Here is a 16,632-nt window from a genome sequence, read left to right as displayed (position 1 = left end):
TTCACGCTGCGAGGGTCTGGGGGGCGGACGGCGAGGCTGCCGGGCGCCCGAACATGAGGTCGTCGAGATGATGGGTCACCGGCTCGCCGGACCGGATCAGGGCCTTGCACCAGCCCTGCTCGCCGATGTCGCCGACGAAGACCGCGCCGATCAGGCGCTCGCCCTCGACCAGGAGCTTGCGGTAGAGGCCGGCGCCGGGATCGCTCAGCACGATGGCCTCGGCGCCCTCGGGGGTGTCGACCACGCCGGCGGAGAAGACGGGCAGGCCGGAGACCTTCAGGCTGGTGGAGAGGGCGGTGCCCAGATAGGCGCCGGCCTCCCCCGCGAGGTGGCGGCTCAGCACCTCGGCCTGCTCGTAGGCGGGCTCGACGAGGCCGTAGATCATGCCCCGGTGCTCGGCGCACTCGCCGAGGGCGAAGATGCGGGAATCGGAGCTGGTCATCCGGTCGTCGACCTTGATGCCGCGCCCGATCTCGAGGCCGGCGCCCTGGGCCAGGGCCACCGAGGGGCGCACGCCCACCGACATCACCACGAGGTCGGCCGGCAGCACGGTGCCGTCGGCGAGGGTCAGGCTCTCGACCCGGCCGTCGCCGTCGATCGAGGCGGTGTCGGCCTTGAGCATCACCTTGACGCCGCGCGCCTCCATGGCGCGCTTCACGAGCCCGGCCGCCGCGTGGTCGAGCTGGCGCTCCATCAGGCGGTCCATGACGTGGAGGAGCGTCGTGTCGATGCCGAGCCGGGCGAGGCCCACCGCCGCCTCGAGCCCGAGCAGGCCGCCCCCGATCACGATGGCGCGGGCGTGCTCGACCGCCGCCTTGCGGATGGCCGCGACGTCGGCGAGGTCGCGGAAGGTGACGACGCCGGGCAGGTCCATGCCGGGCTTCGGCAGGCGGATCGGCGTGGAGCCGACGGCCAGGACGAGCTTGTCGAAGGGAAGGACGTGGGTCTCGCCGACGATCGCCAGGGCGTTCCCGCGGTCGATCGCCGTGACGGGGGCGCCGGTGATGAGGCGGATGCCGTGGCTCTCGTACCAGTCGAGGCCCCGGAAGGCGCAGGCCGCCTCGTCGACCTCGCCGCCGAGCAGCGAGGAGAGCAGCACCCGGTTGTAGGCGGCCACCGGCTCAGCGCCGACCACGGTCACGTCGTAGAGGCCCGGCGCGCCCTCCGTCAGGCGCTCGAGAAAGCGCAGGGAGGCCATGCCGTTGCCGACGACAACGAGGCGCTCGCGCATCGCTGCCTGGGAATCCGTCCGGGAAATCGCCATCGCGCGTCGGGTTCTCATCCTCGGTGGTCGTGGGCGGTCCGCCACGAAAAAAGCCGCTGCCGCTCGTCTCCCGGCCGGGCAGCGCCCGCTGAGACGACCGGATCAGCGGCCTCGCTGACGGTGCTGCCCGTCGCCATTGACGGACGTGAGGATGGGAGCAGGTTCCGTGCCAGACGCCGGACGGCCTCGTAAGGGATTGGAACGGTTCAGAAATATCGCGCCCCGAAGGACCCGCTCGGTCGCGTGGCCGGCGCGCGTGCGATGCACAAATTTCAGGCGACTGAACGCGAATGCGGCAAGCCGTACCGTCCTGCGCGTGGCCAAGCTTTAGGCATGGGCGAGCGATGCGCGGCAAGGCCCGGCGCGCGCCGGCACACCCGACCGCGGGCCGGCCTTCCCCGGTCGGCGGCGGTTCGGGGTGGGGCGGATCAGATCAGGATCGAGAGGGCCAGCGCGAGGCCGATCGTCGGGGCGGTGCCGATCGCGAGCGCCCAGTGCCAGAGCTTCGGGGCCGAGGGCCCGCGGTTGTCGTTCGAGGGGCGCGGCGGCACGGCCCGAAGCCTGACGTAGCGCGACAGCTCCACTCGGTCGTGCCCGGTGGGCGGCAGGGTCGAGCTGAGGGAGCGGCGGCAGCTTGGCATGGCGAGCTGACAACGATGGTCCGCTCCGCCCGTTCCATGCAGCCGCAGGTATGTACGAACGCGACCCATGCTACCGGTGCTTATCGGGCCGGGCCGAGATCCGCGGCCTCGAACAGGTCGGGCCGGTAGACCGCCTCGATGGCCTCCCGCAGGTCGGGGCCGGCGGGGACCTGGCCGGCCGCCGCCATCTCGGCGAAGAGCCAGCGCGCCTGGCCGGGGCTCGGCGCCTGGGCCGCGGCGCCGAGGCGGATGTAGTCGGGGGCCCGGCGCCGGCGCCCGTCGGAATCGACGATGACCTCGCCCTCGAGGCAGCGGGCGATCAGCCCCGCATCCTGGGCCAGATAGGAGCGGCGCGCGAGGCGGTGGGCCAGCTCCATCCGGTTGGCGCGCTCCCCGCACCAGAGGCCCGCCCGCGCCACCGCGCGCACGAGAGGCAGGGCCGCCCCGCCGAGGCGACCCGAGAGGGCCAGCACCTTCTCGGGGCAGTCCGGCACGATCTCGCAGCCGAGCGCCGCGATCCGCCCGATCCCGGCCGCCACCGCGACGCCGTTCCAGGGGGCGCCGGCGCAGAAGCCGTCGACGAGGCCCCGGGCCAGGGTCTCGACGCTGTGCTGGGGCGGCACCGCGACGAGGCGGATGGCCGAGAGGTCGAGGCCGCCCCGCATCAGCAGGTGGCGCAGCTGGTAGGTGTGGCTGGAGAAGGGATGCACGGTGCCGAGGGTGAGCGGGCGGCCGAGCGCCCGCCGGTCCGCGGCCACCCGCGCGAGGGCGCGCGCCACGCTCTCCAGCCCGTCGTCCGGGGGGGCCATCGCGTCCCACAGGGGCTTCGAGAGGGTGACCGCGTTGCCGTTGAGGTTGAGCCCGAGCGGCACGGCGAGGTCCGCGGGCGGGCCGCTCAGGCCCACCGCGCTCGCCAGCGCCAGGGGCGCCAGCATGTGGGCGGCATCGAGGTAGCCCAGCGCCAGCCGGTCGCGCAGGGTCGCCCAGGAGGGCTCGGCCGAGAGGTCGAGGTCGAGCCCCTCCTCGCGGCCGAAGCCCATCTCGGCCGCCGCGATGAGCGGGGCGGCGTCGCAGAGCGGGACGTAGCCGAGATGCAGCCTCATCCGAGCAGGTCCGCCGTGGTGACGATCGCGCGGGCGATGTCGGCGATCTTGCGCTTCTCGTTCATGGCCTTGCGCCGGAGCTGCTTGTAGGCCTCGTCCTCGGACAGGCCCTTGATGCTCATCAGGATGCCCTTGGCGCGCTCGATCAGCTTGCGGTCGGCGAGCTCGCCCCGGGCCTCGGACAATTCCCGCTGCAGCCGCGCGAAGGCGTTGAAGCGCAGGATCGCGATGTCGAGGATCGGCTTGATCCGCTCCTGGCGCAGGCCGTCCACCACGTAGGCCGAGATGCCCGCATCGACCGCGGCCTGCATCATGGTGGAATCCGAGCGGTCGACGAACATCGCCACCGGCCGCTCCGCCTGGCGCGAGACCACCGACATCTGCTCCAGGATGTCCCGGCTCGGGCTCTCGAGGTGGATCACCACGACGTCGGGCTTCAGGGCCGAGACCCGCTCCAGCAGGTCGGCCGTGTCGGGGATGATCACGACGCGGCCGACGCCGGCCGCGCGCAGACCCTCCTCCAGGATGGCGGCGCGGGCCCGGCTGGGGTCGATCACGGCGACGGTGAGGCTGGATTCGGTCATCGGGGCCCGGCGTTGGGCATCTTGATTGGCGTCCGAGGGCGGTAGCGCGACGTCGATACCGGACGCAAGCCGCATGCCCCGGGGCCGGGCCCGGGCACATGCCCGACCGCGTCGGCGCCAAAATCGCCGTCGCGTTACCGAGCTGAAAGGAAACGGCCCAGGTTCCGCCGCAAAGCGCGGCGCATTCTCGGGGCGGTTCGGAGAGCAGGCGAGGTGCGCGGTGAGTCGCTTGATTCGGCAATGCCCGACCGACGCGATGCCGAGCGGCCTCGCCTCCGGCGACCGCTCGAGCGTCACCCTGCCCTTCCTGCCGACGCTGGTGACGGCCCTCGTGGTCGCGGGCGCCTCCTTCCTGTGCCGCGAGCCGGCGCAGGACAGGCCGGCGCAGGACAGGCCGGCACCGGCGGTCGAGCAGGTCCTGGTGATCGATCCTCAGGCCTACCCCGAGCCCGCCGCGCCGCCGCCGGGCCCCCGCGCGCCCGCCGCCCTCGCCTTCGCGCAGGCCTACCCCCTGCTCCCCGCCGAGCCGCGGGCGACGGCGAGCCGCCCCGCCCCCCGGATCGCCGCGATGCCGCCGCGGCGCCCGCCCTGCCTGCGCTGCGAGGCGACCCCGCGCCGGCCCGAGCCTGTCCTGGCCGCCCGGCCCGCGGAGGCGAAGGCCTGGGAGAAGGCCGTGGAGCCCGCCAGCCCCGACCAGGCCGAGGCGGAGGCCGAGGAATCGCTCCTGCCCGACCTCGCCCTCCCCTTCGCCCCGACCCTCGCGCCGGCCGCGCGGGCGGCCGGCCGGGCCGCCGACCTGGTGCGGACCGGCGCCGCCGCCCTCGGCGGCTCCGTCAGCGTCCTGGTCGACCGGCTGCGCTGACGGGGCCGGACCGGGTGTGCGCGCCCGCACCCGCCGCGGCGCCCCGGCACGCAAACGCGTGAGCAGGGTGGACCCTGGGGCCTCCCGGGACTAGGTGGACCTCGTCGCGGCTTGGCCGGCCCCGTCCGCTCGAGGGATTTCCGGGGAGACCCGGACTCCACCCGGGGATCCGGCGGGCCCGGGCGCGGCCCTCCCCCCGGGAACAGGGACCAGCATGGCAGCGAGGATCGAGGATTACGCCCTCGTCGGCGACGGGCGCACGGCGGCTCTGATCAGCCGGGACGGCAGCGTCGACTGGTTGTGCTGGCCGCGCTTCGACGCCTCCGCCTGCTTCGCGGCCCTGCTCGGCACGCGGGATCACGGCTTCTGGCGCATCGCGCCGGCCGCCAAGCACGTCGAGACGACGCGCCGCTACCGGGACGGCACCCTGGTGCTGGAGACGCGCCACAAGACCCGCGAGGGCGAGGTCCTGATCATCGACTACATGCCGGCCGGCGACGGCTCGCACCTGATCCGCCTCGTCGAGGGCGTGCACGGGCGCGTCGCCATGCGGATGGACCTGTCCCTGCGCTTCGATTACGGCTCGGCGGTGCCCTGGGTCTCCCACAACGAGCTCGGGGACCTCCGGGCGGTCTCGGGCCCCCACAAGGTGGTCCTGCGCACCAAGGCCCCCCTCCACGGGCTCGGCCAGACCACGGTCTCGGAGTTCACGATCCGGGCCGGCGAATCCCTGGCCTTCACCCTGAGCTACGGCGCCTCCCACGAGGACGACCCGCCGCCGATCGAGCCCCGCAAGGTCCTGGCCGCCACCGACAGCTTCTGGCGGGACTGGTCGCGCCATTGCGCCTGCGGCACGCCCTGGGACGACGTCCTCAAGCGCTCGCTCCTCACCCTCAAGGCGCTGATCTACATGCCGACCGGCGGGATCGTGGCGGCGCCCACCACCTCCCTGCCCGAGCAGCTCGGCGGCGTGCGCAACTGGGATTACCGGTTCTGCTGGCTGCGCGACTCGACCTTCACGCTGCTGGCGCTGATGGATGCGGGCTTCGTCGAGGAGGCCCGGGCCTGGCGCGACTGGCTGCTGCGGGCGGTGGCCGGCAACCCGGAGCAGGCCCACATCCTCTACGGCATCGCGGGCGAGCGGCTGCTGCCTGAGATCGAGCTCGACTGGCTGCCGGGCTACGAGGGCTCGAAGCCCGTGCGGGTCGGCAACGCCGCGTCGGCGCAGTTCCAGCTCGACGTCTACGGCGAGCTGTTCGACGCCCTCTACCAGGCCCGCCGCCGCGGCATGGCGAGCGACCGCGACGGCTGGCGCGTCGGCCTCGCCCTGATGCAGCATCTCGAGAAGGTCTGGAACGAGCCGGACGAGGGCATCTGGGAGGTGCGCGGCGGGCGCAAGCACTTCGTGCACTCGAAGGTGATGGCCTGGGTCGCCTTCGACCGGGCCATCCGCTCGTACGAGGAGGACCACCAGCTCGCCGGCGACGCGCCGGTCGAGCGCTGGCGCGCCCTGCGCGACCAGATCCACGCCGAGGTCTGCCAGAAGGGCTTCGATCCGGAACTCAACAGCTTCGTCCAGTATTACGGCTCGAAGCGCCTCGACGCGAGCCTGCTGCTGATCGCCCATATGGGCTTCCTGCCGCAGGACGATCCCCGCGTCGTCGGAACCGTCGAGGCGATCGGGCGCGGGCTCCTGCGCGACGGCTTCGTGCTGCGCTACGACACCGAGGGGCAGGCCACGGACGGCCTGCCGGGGGGCGAGGGCGCCTTCCTGCCCTGCAGCTTCTGGTACGCGGACAATCTCATCGGCCTCGGCCGCTGCGACGAGGCCCGCACCCTGATCGAGCGCCTGATCGGGGTGTGCAACGACCTCGGGCTGGTTGCGGAAGAGTACGATCAGGTGGAGAAGCGCCTCGTCGGGAACTTCCCGCAGGCCTTCAGCCACGTCGCGCTCGTGAACACGGTCCTCAACTACAGCCGGGCCGTCGGTCCGGCGAAGGAGCGGGGCGCGGCGGCGAAAGTCCAGGCTGCCCCTCGGGCACGGGCCGCGTCCGCCGCGGGCCCCGCGTGAGGGGTGCGACACCGAACGTGATGATCAGGAATTAGGAAGGCCCAGACATGAGCGGCGCAGATTCCGGCCCGAAGGCGGCGTTGAGCGAGGTCGAGAAGCTCAGCATCGACACGATCCGCACGCTGGCGATCGACGCGGTGCAGAAGGCGAATTCCGGCCATGCCGGCGCCCCGATGGCGCTGGCGCCCGTCGCCTACACCCTGTGGAACCGGTACCTGCGCTACGACCCGGCCCACCCGCACTGGCCGAACCGCGACCGGTTCGTGCTCTCGGCCGGGCATGCCTCGATGCTGCTCTACGCGATCCTGCACCTCGCCGGCGTCGCCCGCGAGGACGGCGGCAACGAGCCGGCCGTGCGCCTCGAGGACATCAAGCAGTTCCGCCAGCTCGACAGCCGCACGCCGGGCCACCCCGAGTACCACTTCACCACCGGCGTCGAGACCACCACGGGCCCCCTCGGCCAGGGGGTGGCGAACTCGGTCGGCATGGCGATGGGCGGTCGATTCCTCGGCGAGCAGCTGAACAAGCCCGACCTGCCGCTCTTCGACTACAACGTCTACGCGATCTGCTCGGACGGCGACCTGATGGAGGGCGTCTCGGCCGAGGCCGCCTCGATCGCCGGGCACCTGCGCCTGTCGAACCTGTGCTGGATCTACGACAACAACACCATCACGATCGAGGGCCACACCGAGCTCGCCTTTAGCGAGGAGGTCGCGAGCCGCTTCCTCGCCTATGGCTGGCAGGTGCTGCGCGTCGCCGACGCCAACGACGTGCAGGCGATCCGCTCGGCCCTCGAGACCTTCCTGCAATCCGCCGACCGGCCGACCCTGATCATCGTCAACTCGATCATCGGCTACGGCGCGCCGAACAAGCAGAACACCGCCAAGGCCCACTCGGACGCCCTCGGCCCGGACGAGGTGAGGGGCGCCAAGCGCGCCTATGGCTGGCCCGAGGACGCGCAGTTCCTCGTGCCCGACGGCGTGGTGGAGCATTTCCGCGACGGCATCGGCCGGCGCGGCGCCGAGCTCTTCGCGCAGTGGGAGGGCTTCCTCGGGGCCGCGAAGGCGAACGATCCGGAGCATGCCGAGGACATCGCGGCCTTCCTGGAGGGCCGCCTGCCCGAGGGCTGGGACCGGGACATCCCGGTCTTCCCGGCGGACGCCAAGGGCCTCGCCACCCGCGAATCCTCCGGCAAGGTGCTCAACGCCATCGCGCCGCACGTGCCCTTCATGCTCGGCGGCTCGGCCGACCTCGCGCCCTCGAACAAGACGAAGCTCGAATTCGAGGGGGCCGGCACCCTGTCGCCCTTCGAGCCGGGCGGGCGCAACATCCATTTCGGGGTGCGCGAGCACGCCATGGGGTCGATCGTGAACGGCCTCGGCCTCGTCGGCCTGCGGGCCTACGGCGCCACCTTCCTGGTCTTCGCCGACTACATGCGGCCCCCGATCCGCCTCGCCTCGCTGATGGAGCTGCCGATCTTCCACGTCTTCACGCACGATTCGATCGGCGTGGGCGAGGACGGCCCGACCCACCAGCCGGTGGAGCAGCTGCTCTCGCTGCGGGCGATCCCGGGCCTCGTCACCCTCCGGCCCGCGGACGCCAACGAGGTGGCCGAGGCCTACCGGGTGATCTTCGGCCTCAAGGACCAGCCGGCGATCCTGGCGCTGTCGCGCCAGCCCCTGCCGACCCTCGACCGGAACACCTACGCGAGCGCGGCCGGCGTCGCCAGGGGCGCCTACGTGCTGGCCGGCGGCGCGGAGACGCCCGACGTGATCCTGATCGGCTCGGGCTCGGAGGTGCAGCTCTGCGTCTCCGCCTACGAGGCCCTGAAGGAAGAGGGCGTCAAGGTCCGCGTCGTCTCGATGCCGTCCTGGGACCTGTTCGAGCGCCAGGACGAGGCCTACCGCAACAGCGTGCTGCCCCCCGAGGTGTTGGCGCGCGTCGCCGTCGAGCAGGGCTCGGTGATCGGCTGGGACCGCTACGCCGGCTCCGCCGGCACGGTCATCGGCATGCACACCTTCGGCTCCTCGGCGCCCCTCTCGGACCTTCTCAAGAAGTTCGGCTTCACCCCCGGGAAGGTGCTCCAGGCCGCCCGCGACCAGATCGCCCGGCACAAGCGCTGAACGGCCGGCGGCGGGGCGGGCCGGAAGGTCTGCCATGCGTGCCGGACGGTCTGGCAGCGCTCCGGCGTAGCCCCATCTTGAGGGGGGAGGCGCCGGCCGCACCGGCCGCCCGATTTTCGCGGCTCCCGGCCGCGCAAGCCGTCCCGCGCCGGCCGGCGGCGCGGGACGGGGCGCGCAGGGGCGCGCGGCAGGGTTTGAGACAGGGACCGGCGTCGCCGCTCCGAGGGGCGCCGCAACACGACCATCGCGGGAGAGATCGGCATGAACGCGCTCAAGGCCCTCCACACCGAATACGATCAGGCCGTCTGGCTCGATTTCGTGGCGCGCGGCTTCATCGCCGAGGGCAAGCTCAAGGCGCTCGTGGAGAATGACGGCCTGCGCGGCGTCACCTCGAACCCGTCGATCTTCGAGAAGGCCATCGGCGCCTCGAGCGAGTACGACGGCTCCCTCAAGGCCGTGCAGGAAGCCGGCGACCGCCGCGTCATCGACCTCTACGAGGGCCTCGCCATCGAGGACATCCAGAGCGCCGCCGACGTGCTCCGCCCGGTCTACGAGGCGAGCGACGGCGCCGACGGCTACGTCAGCCTCGAGGTCTCCCCCTACCTCGCCCTCGACACCGAGGCGACCCTCGTCGAGGCGCGCCGCCTCCACAAGGCGGTCGCCCGCGACAACCTGATGGTGAAGGTCCCGGCGACGCCCGCCGGCCTCCCGGCGATCCGCCGGCTCACCGCCGAGGGGATCAGCATCAACGTCACCCTGCTGTTCGCGCAGGACACCTACGAGGCGGTCGCCAACGCCTTCATCGACGGGCTGTCCGAGCGGGCCGCCAAGGGCGAGGACGTCTCCCGGATCGCCAGCGTCGCGAGCTTCTTCATCAGCCGCATCGACGCGGCGATCGACAAGCGCCTCGACGAGACGATCGCCGCCGCCAACGACCCCGACGAGAAGGCGGCCCTCGAGGCCCTCAAGGGCAAGGTCGCGATCGCGAATGCCAAGCTCGCCTACCAGCGCTACAAGCGCGTCTTCTCGGATGCCCGCTGGACGGCGCTCGCCCGGAAGGGCGCCAAGGCGCAGCGCCTGCTCTGGGCCTCGACGGGCACCAAGAACAAGGCCTACTCGGACGTGCTCTACGTCGAGGAGCTGATCGGCCCCAACACCGTCAACACCATGCCGCCCGCCACCATGGACGCGTTCCGCGACCACGGGACCGCGCGGGCCTCGATCGAGGAGGACGTGGCGGGGGCCGAGGCCGTGATGGCGCGGCTCGCACGCGCCGGCATCGACATCGACGCGGTGGCGCGCCAGCTCGTCGAGGAGGGCGTGCAGCTCTTCATCGACGCGGCCGACAAGCTTCTCGGCGCGGTGGCCGACAAGCGCGCCGCGCTGCTCGGCCACCGCCTCGACGGACAGACCCTCTGCCTCGGCGAGCCCCTCAAGGCCGAATCCGCCAAGGCCGCGGAGGCCTGGCGCGCGAGCGGCGCGATCCGGCGCCTCTGGGCCCACGACAGGAGCGTGTGGTCGAACGCCGACGAGGATCGCTGGCTCGGCTGGCTCCGCATCGTCGAGGACGAGCGGGAGAAGGCCGCCGATTACGCCGCCTTCGCCGCCTGGGTGAAGGAGCGCGGCTTCACCGATGCGGTGGTGCTCGGCATGGGCGGCTCGAGCCTCGGGCCCGAGGTGCTGGCCGAGACCTTCGGGCATCGCGACGGCTTCCCGCACCTGCGCATCCTCGACTCGACGAACCCCGACGAGGTCCGCGCCGTCGAGGCGGCGGTGGCCCTGCCCTCGACGCTCTTCATCGTGGCGAGCAAGTCCGGCTCGACCCTGGAGCCGAATGTCTTCCGCGACTACTTCCTGGGCCGCATGAAGGCGGTCGTCGGCGACGCGGCCGGTTCCCACTTCGTCGCCGTCACCGATCCGGGCTCGGCGATGGAGAAGGCCGCCCAGGCCGACGGTTTCGCCAAGATCTTCCACGGCGTGCCGCAGATCGGCGGACGCTACTCCGTGCTCTCCGCCTTCGGGCTGGTGCCGGCCGCCGCGATCGGCATCGACGTCGCCGAGTTCCTCGACACCGCCCGCATCATGGTCCGCTCCTGCGGCCCGGCCGTGCCCCCGGCCCGGAACCCCGGCGTGCTGCTCGGCACGGCCCTCGGCACCGCGGCCAGTACCGAGGGGCGCGACAAGGTCACGATCATCGCCTCGCCGGGGATCGCCAGCTTCGGCGCCTGGGCCGAGCAGCTCATCGCGGAATCGACGGGCAAGCAGGGCAAGGGCCTGATCCCGATCGACGGGGAGCCCGTCGACGTGCCCGCCGTCTACGGACGCGACCGCTTCTTCGTGTATCTGCGCCTCGACGGCTTCGCCGACCTGCAGCAGGACGAGGCGGTGCGCAACCTCGAGCGCGAGGGGCACCCGGTCGCCCGCATCACCCTCGAGACGGTCGAGCAGCTGCCGCAGGAATTCTTCCGCTTCGAGATGGCCACCGCCGTCGCCGGGGCGGTGCTCGGCATCAACCCCTTCGACCAGCCCGACGTCGAGGCGAGCAAGATCGAGACGAAGAAGCTGTTCGAGGCGGCGGAGGCGAGCGGCGCCCTGCCCCCCGAGACGCCGCTCTTCGAGGACGCGACGATCGCCCTTTACGCCGATCCGAAGAACGCCGCCGCCCTGCCCCAGGCGGCCGAGGGCCTCGAGGCCGCGATCCGGGCCCAGCTCGCGCGGGTCAACGAGGGCGACTACCTCGCCCTCCTCGCCTACGTGGCGCGCAGCGAGTCCCATCAGGCGGTGCTCCAGCGCGCCCGCATCGCGGTGCGCGACAAGCGCCGCGTCGCGACCTGCCTCGAATTCGGGCCGCGTTTCCTCCACTCGACGGGGCAGGCCTACAAGGGCGGCCCGGATTCCGGCGTCTTCCTGCAGGTCACCGCCGATCCGACCGAGGACCTGGCGATCCCGGGACGCAAGCTCGGCTTCGGCACGGTGGTTGCCGCGCAGGCACGGGGCGACGTCGCGGTTCTCGCCGAGCGCGGGCGCCGGGCCCTGCGGGTCCACATCAAGGGCGGCGATGTCGCGGCGGGCCTGAGGCGGATCGCGGCGGCGATCGAGGGCGCGGTGGGCTAGCGCCGCTCCACCGCGACGGGCTCTCTCCGCCCCCGGCGGGGAGGGGCCGGAGGCGGGGGCGGCAGGCTTGAGATCCCGCCTCCTCCGGGACACCCCTACGGGATCGGCGATCCCCCTGACCCCTCCCCGCACCGGGATGAGGGCAATCGGAGAGCGAGCATGCAACTCGGAATGATCGGGCTCGGGCGGATGGGCGGCAACATCGTCCGGCGCCTGCTGCAGAACGGGCACGAGGCGGTGGTGTTCGACCAGAACCCGCAGGCCGTCGCCGCCCTCGTCGAGGAGGGGGCCACCGGCGCCGACAGCCTGGAGGATTTCGTCGCCAGGCTCGCGCCGCCCCGCGCCGCCTGGGTGATGCTGCCCGCGGGCGAGATCACCGAGGCGACGGTAGGGCGGCTCGGCAGCCTGATGCAACCCGACGACGTGATCATCGACGGCGGCAATTCCTTCTACAAGGACGACCTGCGCCGCGCGGCCGAGCTGCGGCAGACGGGCATCCACTACGTCGATGTCGGCACCTCGGGCGGCGTCTGGGGGCTCGAGCGCGGCTATTGCATGATGATCGGCGGCGACAGGTCGGCGGTCGACCGGCTCGACCCGATCTTCGCCACCCTCGCGCCCGGGCTCGGCACGGTGGCGCGCACGCCGGGGCGCGAGGGGCGCGACCCCCGGGCCGAGCACGGCTACATCCATGCCGGCCCGAGCGGTGCCGGCCACTTCGTCAAGATGGTCCATAACGGCATCGAGTACGGCCTGATGCAGGCCTATGCCGAGGGCTTCGACATCCTGAAGCACGCGGGCTCGCAGGACCTGCCCGAGGCGCAGCGCTTCGACCTCGACATCGGCGACATCGCGGAGGTCTGGCGCCGGGGCAGCGTCGTCTCCTCCTGGCTCCTCGACCTCACCGCGCAGGCGCTGGCGGGGGACGAGCAGCTCGAGGCCTTCTCGGGCTTCGTGGCGGATTCCGGCGAGGGCCGCTGGACCCTTAATGCCGCGATCGAGGAATCGGTGCCGGTGAACGTCCTCTCGGCGGCCCTCTACGCCCGCTTCCGTTCCCGCGAGCACGCGAGCTACGCCGACAAGCTCCTCTCGGCCATGCGCAAGGGCTTCGGCGGCCACGTCGAGCCGAAATAGGGCCGGGCCCCGGCGCGGCGGAACCTCGCCCCCGCCCGCGCGATACCCCCCTCGCGCGATGCGGAGATTGCGGTGACGATTCCCCTGCCCCCCGGTGCCCAGGTCCTGCCCGACGCGGATGCGGTCGCGCGGGCGGCGGCCGACCATCTCGTTGCGGTCTGCGCCGATGCCCCGGGCGACCGGATCGCCATCTGCCTCTCGGGCGGCTCGACCCCGAAGCGCCTCTACGCGCTGCTGGCCGGCCCGGACTACCGCGCGCGGCTGCCCTGGGACCGGATCCACTGGTTCTTCGGCGACGACCGGGTCGTGCCCTGGGACGACGCGCTGAGCAATGTCCGGATGGTGCGCGAGGCCTTCGGCCACGGCGCACCGATCCCGGCGACGCATCTCCACTTCATCCCCTCCGACCTCGGCGCGGAGGCGGGCGCGGCGGCCTATGCCCGGACCCTGCGGGACTTCCACGGATCGGACCGGCTGGAGCCGGGCCGCCCCCTGTTCGACCTCGTCCTGCTCGGCCTCGGGGAGGACGGCCACACCGCCTCCCTGTTCCCGGGCAAGCCGGCCCTCGACGAGACGCGGTCCTGGGCCGCCCCGGTGCCGGAGGCCGGGATGAGCCCGTTCGTTGCGCGCATCACCCTCACCTACCCGGCCCTCGGCTCCGCCCGCTGGGTCCTGTTCCTGGTGACGGGTGCGGGCAAGCGCGAGCCCCTGCGGCGCCTCGCGGACGGCGAGGATCTGCCGGCGGCCCGCGTGGCCAGCGCCGGCCAGATGGTCTGGCTCCTCGACGCGGCGGCCGCGGAGGCGTGATCGCGCCGGCACCGCCGGTTATTTGCCGATGCGGGGACCGTTCGCCTTAAAATCGCCGCAGCGCGCCGGGCTCCGTCGAGGCCGAGCATTCCGCTCGTCTATCCGGAATTCGCCGCATGCTCCGCGCCGGGCTGATCCGCCTCGTCAAAATCTCCGCGCGACGCCTCGGTCTGCGGCGGCGCAGCCGCGTCGCGCCGGGCCCCCTGCGCGTGGTGGACCGGCGCACCGGCCCGAGCGCCGCGGGGGGCGCCCTCTTCGGCGGCCTCCTCGCCCTCGCGGTCCTGGCGGCCCTCAGCCTGCCCCTGGTGTTCGCGCGCGGGTCCGCGCCGGACGCGCAGGCCGAGGCCGAGGTCGCCTTCGTGGGCGCGGCGAGCGACGAGGCCCCCCAGCCCGGGCAAGCCTCCGCCCAGGCCGCCGCGCCCGAACCCGTCAGGGTCGAGGCACCCGCCCCGGCGGACGCTCCCGCACGGGTCCAGTCCGCCTCGGCCGAGGCGGGGAAGCGCGGCGGCATCGACCTGCCGGTCCTGGAGGCGGCGGCCGAGGCCGAGGCGCCCCCCGTGGCCGCGCCCGTCCCGGCGAAGCCCGCCCCCCGGAAATCCGCCGCGCGCAAGCCCGCGACGAGCGTCGCGCGGGCCAGCCCCTGAGGGCCCGCGAGCGCCCCTGAGGGCCGCAAGAGCCACTGAGGCCTGCAAGTGCCCCTGAGGGCCCGCAAGAGCCCCTGAGGGCCTGAGATCAGACGAAGTGCTTGGAAAGCTTCAGGCCCTGGGCCTGATAGTTCGAGCCGGCCCCGGCCCCGTAGAGGGTGGCCGGCACCTCCGCCATGCGCTCGTAGACGAGGCGGCCGACGATCTGGCCGTCCTCGAGCAGGAACGGCACATCGCGGGAGCGGACCTCCAGCACCGCGCGGGCGCCGGAGCCCCCGGCCTCCGCGTAGCCGAAGCCCGGGTCGAAGAAGCCCGCGTAATGCACCCGGAACTCGCCGACCAGGGGATCGAAGGGCACCATCTCGGCGGCGTGGTCGGGGGGCACCACCACCGATTCCTTCGAGGCCAGGATGTAGAACTGGCCGGGATCGAGGATCAGCATCCCGGAGCCGTCGGCCGCCAGAGGCTCCCAGAAATCGGCGCTGCGGTGGGCGCCCGGGGCGTCGACGTTGACGAGGCCGGTATGGCGCTTGGCGCGGTAGCCGATCAGCCCGTCGAAGCCCGCGAGGTCGACCGAGACGGCGACGCCGCCCTGGAAGGACGGGGCGGCGGCGCTGACGAGCGGCGTGCGGGCGTGGAGGCCGGCGAGCTCGACATCCCGCAGGCGCACCTCGCCGCGGCGGAAGCGGATCTGCGACAGGCGCGAGCCCGTGCGCACGAGAACCGGGAAGGTCCGGGGCGAGATCTCGGCGTAGAGCGGGCCCGCATAGCCCGCCTCCACCTGATCGAACGCGATGGCGTGGTCGGTGATGACGCGGGTGAAGACGTCGATGCGCCCGGTCGAGCTCTTCGGGTTGGCGCCGGCCGAGAGGTCGGCGGGGAGCGACAGGGCCTCCTGCAGCTCGGCGATGTAGACGCAGCCGGTTTCCAGGACGGCGCCGGCCCGCAGGTCGATCTGGTGGAACGCGAAGGCCTCGATGCAGGTCGAGACGCGGCGCGCGGCCCCGGGCAGGAAGCTCGTGCGCACCCGGAAGGCGCGCTTGCCGAGGCGCAGGTCGAGGCTCGCGGGCTGGATCTGGTCGGCGGCGTAGGGGCTCGCGGGGCGGATCGCCCCGGCCCGCGTCAGCGCCTCGATCGCCTGCGCCGGCAGGATGCCCGCGACCGTCGCGGCGGCCGGATCCGGCGTCGTGTTCCTGCTCACTGCCCGCACCCGTCCCGTTGCCCGACCCCTCGTCTTGTCCCGCGCGAAGGCCTAAGGCCGGGTTAAGTCGGGGTCGCGCCCGATCCGGAGGACGATCCGCGCGAAGGCGAGGCGGGCGCAGGCGCCGATCGCCACGAGGCCCGCGAGCGCGCTCGCCAGGAGCGGGAAGGCCGGGGGCCAGGCGAGGAGCGCCAGGGCCGCCGCGGCCGCGGCGCCCGCGAGCCCGACCCCCGAGCCGAGGCCGAGGACCAGGGAGGGCAGCCCGCGCAGCCGCGCCGCGATCCCGCCGCGCCGCGCCGCGTGCGCCGCCGCGGCCCGGGCCAGGGCATCGAGCAGGAGGGCGCCGAGGAGCGCGGCGGCGGCCCAGGCGTTGCGCTCGGGCGCGAGCCAGCCGAACAGGAGCGCGAGGCCCGCGAGGGCGGCGTGGCCGAGGCCGAGCCCGAGGCGGCCCCGCGCGGCGCGCCCGGAGCGTTCCGGCCTGTCCGCAAGGGTGTGATGCAGGGGGCGCAGGGCCTCCTCGACCATGCCGTGGGCTTCCTCGTTCCGCGACGTACTCCACCGCGATTGACGGCGTTTTCGCCGCCACGTACCACGACGCTCCGAGCCTGTCGCGGTGCTTCGCCGGATGTGCGAGCCGGCGCGCACGCGGCCAGGGAGGCAGACACAAGCGATGTACAAGGCCGAGACGCGCGGAATCAGCGTGACCGTGATGCCCCGCTTCGTGGAGGAGGAATCTTCTCCGGGCGAGAGCCGGTACTTCTTTGCCTATACGGTCGAGATCGTGAACAACGGCTCCGAGCAGGTCCAGCTGCGCTCGCGCCATTGGCGCATCATCGACGGGCACGGCGCCTGCCAGGAGGTGCGCGGGGCCGGCGTCGTCGGCAAGCAGCCGGTGCTGGAGCCCGGCGAATCCTTCAGCTACACCAGCGGCTGCCCGCTCACCACGCCGGACGGGCTGATGGCCGGCAGCTACACCATGGCGACGATCGCGGGCGAGAGCTTCGAGGCCGAGATCCCGGCCTTCTCCCTCGATTCCCCCCATGTCCGGCGCAGCCTCCACTGAGACCGGCGTGGGCGGCCGTCC

The 16,632-nt window shown here is 73.1% G+C and carries 14 protein-coding genes; 8 read left to right on the top strand and 6 right to left on the bottom strand.

Features of this window, described 5'->3' with window-relative positions; all coding sequences use genetic code 11:
- Position 1: 1 nt before the first annotated feature.
- The 4 genes from F6X51_RS18510 to F6X51_RS18495 form a co-directional block, all read right to left on the bottom strand.
- Positions 2–1,231, bottom strand: a complete 1,230-nt coding sequence (locus F6X51_RS18510; protein ID WP_150965171.1) for an NAD(P)/FAD-dependent oxidoreductase — start codon at positions 1,229–1,231, stop codon at positions 2–4.
- 461 nt (positions 1,232–1,692) lie between these two features.
- Positions 1,693–1,905 (bottom strand): hypothetical protein, encoded by a 213-nt coding sequence (locus tag F6X51_RS18505; protein WP_150965152.1) that lies wholly within the window; start codon positions 1,903–1,905, stop codon positions 1,693–1,695.
- 80 nt (positions 1,906–1,985) lie between these two features.
- Complete coding sequence (locus F6X51_RS18500; protein WP_150965151.1) at positions 1,986–3,008, bottom strand: CmpA/NrtA family ABC transporter substrate-binding protein; 1,023 nt, start codon at positions 3,006–3,008, stop codon at positions 1,986–1,988.
- Positions 3,005–3,592, bottom strand: coding sequence for an ANTAR domain-containing response regulator (locus F6X51_RS18495; RefSeq protein WP_150965150.1), 588 nt, complete (start codon positions 3,590–3,592; stop codon positions 3,005–3,007). Before F6X51_RS18495 ends, F6X51_RS18500 begins: the two co-directional genes overlap by 4 nt.
- Before the next feature lie 220 nt (positions 3,593–3,812).
- Here F6X51_RS18495 and F6X51_RS18490 point away from each other — a divergent pair, with 220 nt between their 5' ends.
- From F6X51_RS18490 to F6X51_RS18460, 7 genes are all read left to right on the top strand, one after another.
- The gene (locus F6X51_RS18490; RefSeq protein WP_150965149.1) at positions 3,813–4,454 is read left to right on the top strand and encodes a hypothetical protein; all 642 of its coding nucleotides are present in this window, start codon (positions 3,813–3,815) and stop codon (positions 4,452–4,454) included.
- A gap of 214 nt (positions 4,455–4,668) precedes the next feature.
- Positions 4,669–6,525 (top strand): glycoside hydrolase family 15 protein, encoded by a 1,857-nt coding sequence (locus tag F6X51_RS18485; RefSeq protein ID WP_150965148.1) that lies wholly within the window; start codon positions 4,669–4,671, stop codon positions 6,523–6,525.
- Positions 6,526–6,572: 47 nt separating this feature from the next.
- Positions 6,573–8,648: a transketolase gene (gene tkt, locus F6X51_RS18480; protein WP_150965147.1), complete on the top strand. Its 2,076-nt coding sequence runs from the start codon at positions 6,573–6,575 to the stop codon at positions 8,646–8,648.
- Between the two features lie 261 nt (positions 8,649–8,909).
- Positions 8,910–11,762 (top strand): bifunctional transaldolase/phosoglucose isomerase, encoded by a 2,853-nt coding sequence (locus tag F6X51_RS18475; RefSeq protein WP_150965146.1) that lies wholly within the window; start codon positions 8,910–8,912, stop codon positions 11,760–11,762.
- A 159-nt stretch (positions 11,763–11,921) separates the two neighbouring features.
- Entirely contained in the window at positions 11,922–12,896 is a 975-nt protein-coding gene (gene gnd / locus F6X51_RS18470; protein ID WP_150965145.1) for a phosphogluconate dehydrogenase (NAD(+)-dependent, decarboxylating), read from the top strand.
- A 78-nt stretch (positions 12,897–12,974) separates the two neighbouring features.
- Positions 12,975–13,703, top strand: coding sequence for a 6-phosphogluconolactonase (gene pgl, locus F6X51_RS18465; RefSeq protein WP_150965170.1), 729 nt, complete (start codon positions 12,975–12,977; stop codon positions 13,701–13,703).
- A 116-nt stretch (positions 13,704–13,819) separates the two neighbouring features.
- Entirely contained in the window at positions 13,820–14,347 is a 528-nt protein-coding gene (locus tag F6X51_RS18460; RefSeq protein WP_150965144.1) for a hypothetical protein, read from the top strand.
- Between the two features lie 88 nt (positions 14,348–14,435).
- On the opposite strand, the gene F6X51_RS18455 is transcribed toward F6X51_RS18460, so the two are convergent.
- A complete protein-coding gene (locus F6X51_RS18455; RefSeq protein WP_150965143.1) occupies positions 14,436–15,548 on the bottom strand; it encodes a 2'-deoxycytidine 5'-triphosphate deaminase in 1,113 nt (370 codons plus the stop codon).
- Between the two features lie 51 nt (positions 15,549–15,599).
- Positions 15,600–16,073, bottom strand: a complete 474-nt coding sequence (locus F6X51_RS18450; RefSeq protein WP_150965142.1) for a hypothetical protein — start codon at positions 16,071–16,073, stop codon at positions 15,600–15,602.
- Between the two features lie 145 nt (positions 16,074–16,218).
- Here F6X51_RS18450 and apaG point away from each other — a divergent pair, with 145 nt between their 5' ends.
- Positions 16,219–16,611, top strand: coding sequence for a Co2+/Mg2+ efflux protein ApaG (gene apaG / locus F6X51_RS18445; RefSeq protein WP_150965141.1), 393 nt, complete (start codon positions 16,219–16,221; stop codon positions 16,609–16,611).
- The last annotated feature ends 21 nt before the right edge of the window (positions 16,612–16,632 follow it).

It is taken from the genome of Methylobacterium planeticum (assembly GCF_008806345.1).
In the GTDB taxonomy this organism is placed as follows: Bacteria; Pseudomonadota; Alphaproteobacteria; order Rhizobiales; family Beijerinckiaceae; genus Methylobacterium; species Methylobacterium planeticum.
The sequence above is the reverse complement of the archived record's forward strand: the minus strand, read 5'-3'. Positions and strand labels throughout refer to the sequence as shown.

Excerpts from the sequence above, each read along its gene's own strand:
- apaG (WP_150965141.1), top strand. The coding sequence starts at position 16,219 with ATGTACAAGGCCGAGACGCGCGGAATCAGCGTGACCGTGATGCCCCGC.
- F6X51_RS18495 (WP_150965150.1), bottom strand. The coding sequence starts at position 3,592 with ATGACCGAATCCAGCCTCACCGTCGCCGTGATCGACCCCAGCCGGGCC.
- F6X51_RS18500 (WP_150965151.1), bottom strand. The coding sequence starts at position 3,008 with ATGAGGCTGCATCTCGGCTACGTCCCGCTCTGCGACGCCGCCCCGCTC.
- F6X51_RS18475 (WP_150965146.1), top strand. The coding sequence starts at position 8,910 with ATGAACGCGCTCAAGGCCCTCCACACCGAATACGATCAGGCCGTCTGG.
- gnd (WP_150965145.1), top strand. The coding sequence starts at position 11,922 with ATGCAACTCGGAATGATCGGGCTCGGGCGGATGGGCGGCAACATCGTC.
- F6X51_RS18450 (WP_150965142.1), bottom strand. The coding sequence starts at position 16,073 with ATGGTCGAGGAGGCCCTGCGCCCCCTGCATCACACCCTTGCGGACAGG.
- F6X51_RS18505 (WP_150965152.1), bottom strand. The coding sequence starts at position 1,905 with ATGCCAAGCTGCCGCCGCTCCCTCAGCTCGACCCTGCCGCCCACCGGG.
- F6X51_RS18510 (WP_150965171.1), bottom strand. The coding sequence starts at position 1,231 with ATGCGCGAGCGCCTCGTTGTCGTCGGCAACGGCATGGCCTCCCTGCGC.
- tkt (WP_150965147.1), top strand. The coding sequence starts at position 6,573 with ATGAGCGGCGCAGATTCCGGCCCGAAGGCGGCGTTGAGCGAGGTCGAG.
- F6X51_RS18460 (WP_150965144.1), top strand. The coding sequence starts at position 13,820 with ATGCTCCGCGCCGGGCTGATCCGCCTCGTCAAAATCTCCGCGCGACGC.
- F6X51_RS18485 (WP_150965148.1), top strand. The coding sequence starts at position 4,669 with ATGGCAGCGAGGATCGAGGATTACGCCCTCGTCGGCGACGGGCGCACG.